Genomic DNA, 845 nt, shown 5'->3' with positions numbered 1-845 from the left:
GGTGCCAGCCGCAAACCTCCGATCCACGAATTGTCCACCGCACAGTGGGCCGATCATCCGGGCGGGCTTGCGCGAATAACAGCGCGTAGGCTCACACCCTGGCGGTTACGTCAGGATGGCCGCGGTATACGCAGCGGCACAGCAAGCTACGTGTCAGCCAGGGAGAACCGATGAACCCCCAGAACCACACCCTCACCCGAGTCGGAGTACTCGCCTCCACCGTCCTGCTCCTCGCAGCCTGTTCCACAGGCTCCGGCACCGACGCAGGAACCGCGACACCAGGCAGCGAGACGTCGACGTCAAGTCCCTCGGCCGGCGGAACGATGTCCGCCTCCCCCTCAGCAACCTCGCGTGCGACCTCCTCTGCCACGTCTTCTGCCGGATCGTCAGCGACCGCTTCAGGATCAGCCACAGCCACAGCCACAGCCTCGGCTACAGGGTCCGCATCCGCTGGCACGGGTGTCGCCTCGACGATCTCACTCGTAGCAGGTGCTGAGCATAAGATCACCAGTTCCACCGACCCGGTCACGGTTGAATGTAATGGCGGAGGAGACATCGACATCGAGACTGACAACGTCGACCTGACAATCACGGGCGACTGCGAGGACGTCGAGATCGATGGAGACGACAACACCATCACAGGCGGAAATGCCGACACACTCGACATCGAAGGCGATGGCAACACTGCCACCACAGGGGCAGTACCTGAGGTGAGCGTCGACGGAGACACCAACACCATCGAGGTCGAGGAGACCAGCGACATCGATGTAGAAGGCGACGACAACACGGTCACCTACCAGTCCGGCGACCCGGTCATCGAGACCGAAGGAAACAACTCGGTCGCA

The 845-nt window shown here is 62.5% G+C and carries 1 protein-coding gene; it reads left to right on the top strand.

Going from position 1 to position 845, the window contains the following annotated elements:
* Window positions 1-170: 170 nt before the first annotated feature.
* Window positions 171-845, top strand: a 675-nt coding sequence (locus tag CXQ97_RS19690; protein ID WP_146069732.1) for a DUF3060 domain-containing protein, incomplete at its 3' end; no start/stop codon positions are given.

Source organism: Arthrobacter sp. B0490, from assembly GCF_002929355.1.
In the GTDB taxonomy this organism is placed as follows: Bacteria; Actinomycetota; Actinomycetes; order Actinomycetales; family Micrococcaceae; genus Arthrobacter_D.
This window is presented reverse-complemented; position numbering and strand designations above follow the sequence as displayed.